Here is a 7,637-nt window from a genome sequence, read left to right as displayed (position 1 = left end):
GCCGCCCACCGGGCGGCGCTCGTCGAACTCCCCGAGACGGCCGTCACCCGCGCCTTCACCGGCCGCCCGGCCCGTGGCCTGCGCAACGCCTTCATCGACCGCTACGGCCCGTACGCCCCGCCCGCCTACCCCGAGGTCAACCGCCTCACCACGCCCCTCCGCGCCGCCGCCGCCCGCCGCGGCGACACCGGTGCCATGCACCTCTGGGCCGGCACGGCGCACGCGCTCGCCCGCACGGGCCCGGCGGAGGCGATCGTCACCGCCCTGTGGCAGGCGGCGCGGGGGGTCTGAGTCAGGCGAGCAGGCCGGCCATCCAGGACTCGATGGCGTCGGCTTCGCGGGGCAGGGCGCCCGACATCAGGCGGGCGCCGTCCTCGGTGATGACCAGGTCGTCCTCGATGCGGATGCCGAGGCCGCGGAGTTCGGCGGGGAGGGTCTCGTCGTCGGGCTGGAGGTAGAGGCCGGGTTCGACGGTGAGGACCATGCCCTCCTCCAGGGTGCCGTCGAGGTAGTGGTCGGCGCGGGACTTGGCGCAGTCGTGGTAGTCGAGGCCGAGCATGTGGCCGCTGCCGCAGAGGGTGTAGCGGCGGTAGAGGCCGTTGTCCTCGGCGAGGGCCTCCTCGGCGGGGACCGGCAGCACGCCCCAGTCGGCGAGGCCTTCGGCGATGACCCGCATGGCGGCGCGGTGGAAGTCGCGGTACCTGGCGCCCGGGCGCAGGGCGGCGATGCCGGCGCTCTGGGCGGCGAGGACGAGGTCGTAGGCCTGGCGCTGGACCGGGGTGAAGGTGCCGCTGAGCGGGAGGGTGCGGGTGATGTCGGCGGCGTAGAGGCTGTCGGTCTCGACGCCGGCGTCCAGCAGGAGCAGGGAGTTCGGGTCGAGGGCGCCGTCGTTGCGGATCCAGTGCAGCACGCAGGCGTGGGCGCCGGAGGCGGCGATGGTGGTGTACGAGGTGCCGTTGCCCTCGGCGCGGGCGCGCAGGTCGAAGACGCCCTCGATCCAGCGCTCGCCGCGGTGGTGGCGCAGCGCGGTGGGCAGGGCGCGGACGACGTCCTCGAAGCCGGTGACGGTGTGGTCGACGGCCAGTTGCAGCTGCCCGATCTCCCACTCGTCCTTGACCAGGCGCAACTCGGAGAGCACGGCGGCGAGTTCGCCGTCCCTGAGGTCGCCGGACGGCCGTCCGGTGGCCTCGTCGACCAGCGGGTCGGTGCCGGCCAGCACCCGGGTGGGCGGCTGCGGTCCGGTGAGCAGCTTGCCGAGGTCGTCGAGGTGTTCGGTGCGCACCCCGGTGAGCCGGGCGGCCTCGGCGAGGTCGGGGCGGGCGCCGACCCAGAACTCGCCGTAGCGGCGGTCGCGGTAGAACTCGCCGCCGTCGCGGGGGGAGCGCGGGCGCAGGTAGAGGACCGGCTCGTGGCCCTCGGGGCCGGCCGGTTCGAGGACCAGGACGTGGTCGGCCTGGTCCTCGCCGGTGAGGCCGGTGAGCCAGACGTACGCGCTGTGCGGGCGGAAGCGGTAGTCGAGGTCGTTGCAGCGGACCTTGAGCCGGCCGGCCGGGACGACCAGCCGTTCGCCGGGGAAGGCGGCGGAGAGCCGGCTCCGGCGGCCGGGGAAGCGGTCGTGGCCGGGGACGCGCCGGTCGGCGGGGAGGGGGGTGGCGGCCCACCGGGTGGCCATGAACGAGGCGAGGGCGGGAGGGACCGGGAGGTCGTGGCTCCCGGTGTTGAGACCGGTCGGGGGAAGGGTCACCGGTGAACTCCTTGTCGGGGCTGGGGAGATGCGGGGCACGGACACAGCTCGGTAACGGGTGGCGTCACCTCTTGTGCAGTGCAATTTCACATTACTATGTTACGGGTCACACAGCGCAGCGGCCGGATCAGGCGGATCAGGCCCCCCACAGCGGAGTTGCACATGACCAGGCGCACCCACGCCGCCCTCGCGGCGGCCCTCGCGGCCACCCTCACCCTCGGCCTCGGGGCCTGCTCCAACGACAAGAGCGACAGCGGCGCCGACGCCGCGCCCGCCGACAGCAAGGGCCCGGGCGCGGCGTCCGGCACGGTCGTCGGCGGCACCCCGGCCAAGGGCGGCACCCTCACCGTCCTGACCAACCAGGACTTCGCGCACCTCGACCCGGCCCGCAACTGGGTGGTGCCGCACATGGACTTCGGCACCCGGCTGATCTACCGGACCCTGACCACCTTCAAGTCCGAGCCGGGCGCGGCCGGCAGCGAGATCGTCCCCGACCTCGCCACCGACCTGGGCACGTCCACCGAGGGCGGCAAGGTGTGGACCTTCACCCTCAAGGAAGGCCTCAAGTACGAGGACGGCTCGCCGATCAGGTCCGCCGACATCAAGTACAACGTCGAGCGGTCCTTCTCCCCGGACCTCACCGGCGGCCCCGACTACGCGATCCAGTACCTGGCCGGCGGCGAGAGCTACAAGGGCCCGCTGAACGGCGAGCACCTGGCGAGCATCGAGACCCCGGACGACAGGACCATCGTCTTCCACCTGAAGCGCCCGGTCGCCGAGTTCTCGGACACCGTCACCCTGCCGACCTTCTCCCCGGTGCCGCAGTCCCAGGAGAAGGGCACCCAGTACGACGCCCGGCCGTTCTCCTCCGGCCCGTACAAGATCGAGACCTACGACCGCGGCAAGCAGCTGGTGCTGGTCCGCAACACCAACTGGGACGCGGCCACGGACACCGTCCGCAAGGCGTACCCGGACAAGGTCGTGGTGACCCAGGGCATCAAGGGCGGCCAGGCCGACGACCGGATCATCGCCAGCGACGGTGCCGACGCCAACGCCATCAACATGCCCTGGATGCAGCACGAGACCGTCGCCAAGGTGCTGCCCAAGGCGGACGTCAAGGCCCGCATGGTCGCCGAGCAGACCGGCTGTACCGACATGCTCTACCTGAACACCGCCAAGGCCCCCTTCGACGACCCGAAGGTGCGCGAGGCGATGATGTGGGCGGTCGACCGCGAGGCCCAGGTGACGGCCTTCGGCGGTCCCGCGGTGACCGACGCGGCGACCTCCTTCCTGCCGCCGTCGCTGACCGGCGGCGCCAAGTCCGACCCGCTGAAGATCCCGGTGGCCGGCGACCCGGAGAAGGCCAAGGCGATGCTCAAGGACGCGGGCAAGGCCGACCTCAAGGTCTCGCTCACCGTCTCGACCGGCGACAAGACCCGCGCCGAGGCGATCCAGCAGTCGCTGTCCAAGGCGGGCGTCCAGGTCACCGTGAACACGGTCGACCCGTCCGCCTTCGCCGACACCGTCGGCGACATCAAGAACGCCCCCGACCTGACCCTCAACGGCTGGTGCCCCGACTACCCCTCCGGTGCGACCTTCCTGCCGTTCCTCTTCGACGGCCGCACCATCAAGGAGAAGGGCAACCAGGGCAACTACAGCCAGTTCAAGGACCAGGCCACGATGGACCGGATGGACCAGATCGCGGCCATGACGGACGTCGCCGAGGCCAACAAGGCCTGGAAGCAGCTGGACGAGGACCTGATGAAGAAGGCCCCGGCCGTCCCGCTGCTCTGGCAGCGCCGCCCGCTGCTGGTCGGCACCAACGTGGCCGGCGCGTTCGGCAACTCGGGCTTCGCCGGCATGATCGACCTGGCCACCGTCGGCCTCAAGGACCCCGCCAAGGGCAAGTGAGGGGCCGGCAGTGACGAGTACCACCACTGAGCCCGCCGCCGTGGCCGACGCCACGGCGGGGGGCGCCAAGAAGAGTGCCGGGCGCGGGCCCTGGCGGCTGGTCTGGGACCAGCTGTGGGCCAAGGGCTCGGCCCGGTTCGGACTGATCACCGTCGGCGTGCTGATCCTGGCCACCGCGCTGGCCGGCCCGCTCAGCTCGCTCGGCGGCTGGACCCCCGAGGAGTTCGACAAACGCGCCATCGACCCGTACCTGGGCGGCCTGCCCAGGGGCGACTTCGGCGGCATCGGCGCCCGGCACTGGCTCGGCGTCGAGCCGATCACCGGCCGCGACCTGTTCGCCCGGGTGCTGCACGGCGGGCAGGTCTCCCTGCTGATCGCCTTCACCGCGACCGCCGTCGTCGTGATCGCCGGCACCCTGGCGGGCATCGCGGCGGGCTACTTCGGGGGCCGCGTCGACACGCTGCTGTCCCGGCTGATGGACCTCACGATGTCCTTCCCCTCACTGATCTTCATGATCGCGATGATGTCGGTGGCCAAGGACGTCAACCGGATCCTGCTGATCACCCTGGTGATCGGGCTGTTCACCTGGCCCGGCATCGCCCGGGTGGTGCGCGGCCAGACCCTCTCGCTCAAGCACCGCGAGTACGTCGAGGCCGCCAAGGTGGGCGGGGCGCGCTCCTGGCGCATCCTCACCCGGGAGATCCTGCCGAACGTCTCCGGCCCGATCATCGCCTACACCACCCTGCTCATCCCCGGCATGATCGCCACCGAGGCCGCGCTCAGCTACCTCGGCGTGGGCGTCCGCCCGCCGACCGCGTCCTGGGGCCAGATGATCGCCGAGAGCATCGTGCACTACGAGACCGACCCGACCTACTTCCTGATCCCGACCGTCTTCCTGTTCGTCGCCGTGCTCGCGTTCACGCTGCTCGGGGACGCGCTGCGGGACATCCTCGACCCCCGGGGAGGCCGGTCGTGATCCTCTACCTCGGCCGCCGCCTGCTCGGCGTGGTGGGCATCCTGCTCGCCATCTGCGCCATCACCTTCACCATCTTCTACCTGCTGCCCAACGACCCGGCCGCGGCCGCCTGCGGCAAGACCTGCAGCCCCGAGCGGCTCGCCGACGTCAAGGCGGCGATGGGCCTGGACAAGCCGGTCTGGGACCAGTTCCTCGCCTACCTCGGCGGCATCTTCGCCGGCCGCGACTACGGCTCCGGCCCCAGCACGGTGCACTGCGGCTTCCCCTGCCTCGGCTACTCCTACGAGTACGGGCTGCCGGTGTGGGACCTGCTCACCGACCGCCTGCCGGTCTCCATCTCGCTGGCGCTCGGCGCGGCCGTGCTCTGGCTGGTCCTCGGCCTCGGCACGGGCGTCACCTCGGCGCTGCGCAAGGGCAGGCCGGTCGACAAGACGCTGATGGTGCTGTCCGTCGGCACCGCCTCGCTGCCGGTCTACTTCACCTCGATCATGCTGATCTGGGGCCTGGTCAGGACGGCCGGCGTGCTGCCCTACCCGGCGTACCACAAGTTCACCGAGAACCCGCTGGAGTGGGGCTCCAACCTGCTGCTGCCGTGGATCGCGCTGGCCCTGCTGTACGCGGCCATGTACGCCCGGCAGAGCCGCAACTCGATGATCGAGGCGATGGCCGAGCCGTACATCCGCACCGCCAGGGCCAAGGGCCTGCCGGCGCGGACGGTCACCGTCAAGCACGGGCTGCGCGCCGGGATGACGCCGATCCTGACCATCTTCGGGATGGACCTCGGCGGCCTGCTGGCCGGCGCGGTCATCACCGAGTCGATCTTCGGCCTGCCCGGCGTCGGCCGGCTGTTCTACGACGGCCTGGCCCGCTCCGACCAGCCCGTCATCCTCGGCGTCACCCTGCTCGCGGCCTTCTTCATCGTCGCGGCGAACCTGCTGGTCGACCTGCTGTACGCGTTCGTCGACCCGAGAGTGAGGTACTGATGACCAGGCTGTTGGAGGTCGAGGACCTCAAGGTCGCCTTCGACACCCCGCGCGGCACGGTCCGGGCGGTGGACGGGATCTCCTTCGCCGTCGAGTCCGGGCGGACCCTCGGGCTGGTCGGCGAGTCGGGCAGCGGGAAGTCCGTCACCTCGCTCGCCGTCATGGGACTGCACCGCGGCGCCACCGTCACCGGCTCGATCCGGCTGAACGGCCAGGAACTGGGCGGCCTGGGGGAGCGCGAGCTGGGCACCGTCCGGGGCCGCAGGATCGCGATGATCTTCCAGGACCCGCTGTCCAGCCTGCACCCCTTCTACACCGTCGGGGAGCAGATCGCCGAGCACTACCGGGTCCACTTCAAGGCCAACCGCAAGGCCGGACGGGCCAGGGCGGTGGAGATGCTGGCCGAGGTCGGCATCCCGGAGCCGGCCCGCCGGGTCGACGAGTACCCGCACCAGTTCTCCGGCGGCATGCGCCAGCGCGTCATGATCGCCATGGCGCTGGCCTGCGAACCCGAACTGCTGATCGCCGACGAGCCCACCACGGCGCTCGACGTCACCGTCCAGGCGCAGATCCTCGACCTGATCGCCCGGATCCAGCAGGAGCGCGGCCTCGGCGTCGTGATGATCACCCACGACCTGGGCGTGGTCGCCCGGGTCGCCCACGAGGTGCTGGTCATGTACGGCGGCCGGGCCGCCGAACAGGCCCCGGTGGAACGGCTGTTCGCGCAACCCGCGCACCCGTACACCCGCGGCCTGCTGGACTCGCTGCCACGCCTGGACGACACCGACGACGCCCCGCTGCGGGCCATCCCCGGCAGCCCGCCGTCGCTGATCGCCCCCGCCCCCGGCTGCTCCTTCGCCCCGCGCTGCGCCCGCACCGCCGCCGCGTCCGCCGAGGAGCACGCCCGCTGCCTGGGCGAGCGCCCGCTGCTCGGCGTGCTCGCCCCGGGCCACCAGACCGCCTGTCACCTGCCACTGGTGCCGGAAGGGGTGCTGTGATGACCACACCTTCGACGAAGGACGTACCGCCGGCTCCGCTGCTGTCCGTCCGGGACCTGGTGAAGACCTTCCCCGGCCGGCGCTCCCGCACCGGCCGGCCGGGCGCACCGGTCCGGGCGGTGGACGGGGTGAGCTTCGACGTCGGCGCGGGGGAGACGCTCGGCCTGGTCGGCGAGTCCGGCTGCGGCAAGTCCACCACCGGCCGGATGATCGTCCGGCTGCTCGACCCGACCTCGGGCACCGTCACCTTCGACGGCACCGAGATCGGCGGGCTCTCCCAGGCCCGGCTGCGGCCGCACCGGCGCGACCTCCAGATGGTCTTCCAGGACCCGTACTCCTCGCTCAACCCCCGGCAGACGGTCGCCCGGATCATCTCCGAGCCGCTGCTGGTCCAGGGCGAGAGCGCGGCGGCGGCGCGCAAGCGGGCCGCCGAGCTGATGGAACTGGTCGGGCTGATCCCCGAGCACCTGGACCGCTACCCGCACGAGTTCTCCGGCGGCCAGGCCCAGCGCATCGGCATCGCCCGCTCGCTGGCCACCTCGCCGCGGCTGGTGATCGCCGACGAACCCGTCTCCGCGCTGGACGTCTCCATCCAGGCCCAGGTGGTCAACCTGATGGAGCGGCTCCAGCAGGAACTGGGACTGGCGTACGTGTTCATCGCGCACGACCTCTCGGTGGTCAAGCGGGTCTGCGACCGGGTCGCGGTGATGTACCTGGGCCGGATCGTGGAGATCGGCGACAAGGCCGAGGTGTACGGCAGCCCCGCGCACCCGTACACCAGGGCGCTGCTGTCGGCCGTGCCGCTGCCGGACCCGGAGGCGGAGCGGACCAGGGAGCGGATCGTGCTGCTCGGCGACCCGCCGAGCCCGGCGGCCCCGCCGCCCGGCTGCTCCTTCCACCCGCGCTGCCCGAAGGCGCAGGACCTGTGCCGGACCGAGCGGCCGCTGCTGAGGATCGCCGGGCCCGGCGAGCGGCAGGCGGCCTGCCACTTCCCGGAGGGCTGAGCCGGCGCCCACAGACCCCCG

Annotated in this window: 7 protein-coding genes; 6 read left to right on the top strand and 1 reads right to left on the bottom strand. The window is 72.2% G+C overall.

From position 1 onward, the window contains the following. On the top strand, positions 1-291 hold a 291-nt coding region (locus BU198_RS34590; RefSeq protein ID WP_188300806.1), incomplete at its 5' end, for a nitronate monooxygenase. Position 292: 1 nt separating this feature from the next. On the opposite strand, the gene BU198_RS34585 is transcribed toward BU198_RS34590, so the two are convergent. Then, positions 293-1,744: an aminopeptidase P family protein gene (locus tag BU198_RS34585; RefSeq protein ID WP_317620453.1), complete on the bottom strand. Its 1,452-nt coding sequence runs from the start codon at positions 1,742-1,744 to the stop codon at positions 293-295. A 162-nt stretch (positions 1,745-1,906) separates the two neighbouring features. On the opposite strand from BU198_RS34585, the gene BU198_RS34580 reads away from it, so the two are divergent. Genes BU198_RS34580 through BU198_RS34560 form a run of 5 tightly spaced genes read left to right on the top strand, consistent with a single transcriptional unit; the run spans position 1,907 to position 7,616 of the window. Then, complete coding sequence (locus BU198_RS34580; protein ID WP_188300805.1) at positions 1,907-3,655, top strand: ABC transporter substrate-binding protein; 1,749 nt, start codon at positions 1,907-1,909, stop codon at positions 3,653-3,655. Between the two features lie 10 nt (positions 3,656-3,665). After that, positions 3,666-4,631 carry an ABC transporter permease gene (locus BU198_RS34575; protein ID WP_411293266.1) on the top strand — a complete coding sequence of 322 codons (966 nt, stop codon included), beginning with the start codon at positions 3,666-3,668 and terminating at the stop codon, positions 4,629-4,631. Next, entirely contained in the window at positions 4,628-5,614 is a 987-nt protein-coding gene (locus BU198_RS34570) for an ABC transporter permease (protein WP_188300804.1), read from the top strand. Before BU198_RS34575 ends, BU198_RS34570 begins: the two co-directional genes overlap by 4 nt. Beyond that, on the top strand, positions 5,614-6,612 hold the full coding sequence (locus tag BU198_RS34565) for an ABC transporter ATP-binding protein (RefSeq protein ID WP_188300803.1): 999 nt from the start codon (positions 5,614-5,616) through the stop codon (positions 6,610-6,612). The genes BU198_RS34570 and BU198_RS34565 overlap by 1 nt, the downstream gene beginning before the upstream one ends. After that, positions 6,612-7,616 carry an ABC transporter ATP-binding protein gene (locus tag BU198_RS34560; RefSeq protein ID WP_188300802.1) on the top strand — a complete coding sequence of 335 codons (1,005 nt, stop codon included), beginning with the start codon at positions 6,612-6,614 and terminating at the stop codon, positions 7,614-7,616. Before BU198_RS34565 ends, BU198_RS34560 begins: the two co-directional genes overlap by 1 nt. The last annotated feature ends 21 nt before the right edge of the window (positions 7,617-7,637 follow it).

This window comes from Streptomyces sp. CBMA156 (genome assembly GCF_014596515.1).
In the GTDB taxonomy this organism is placed as follows: domain Bacteria; phylum Actinomycetota; class Actinomycetes; order Streptomycetales; family Streptomycetaceae; genus Kitasatospora.
The sequence above is the reverse complement of the archived record's forward strand: the minus strand, read 5'-3'. Positions and strand labels throughout refer to the sequence as shown.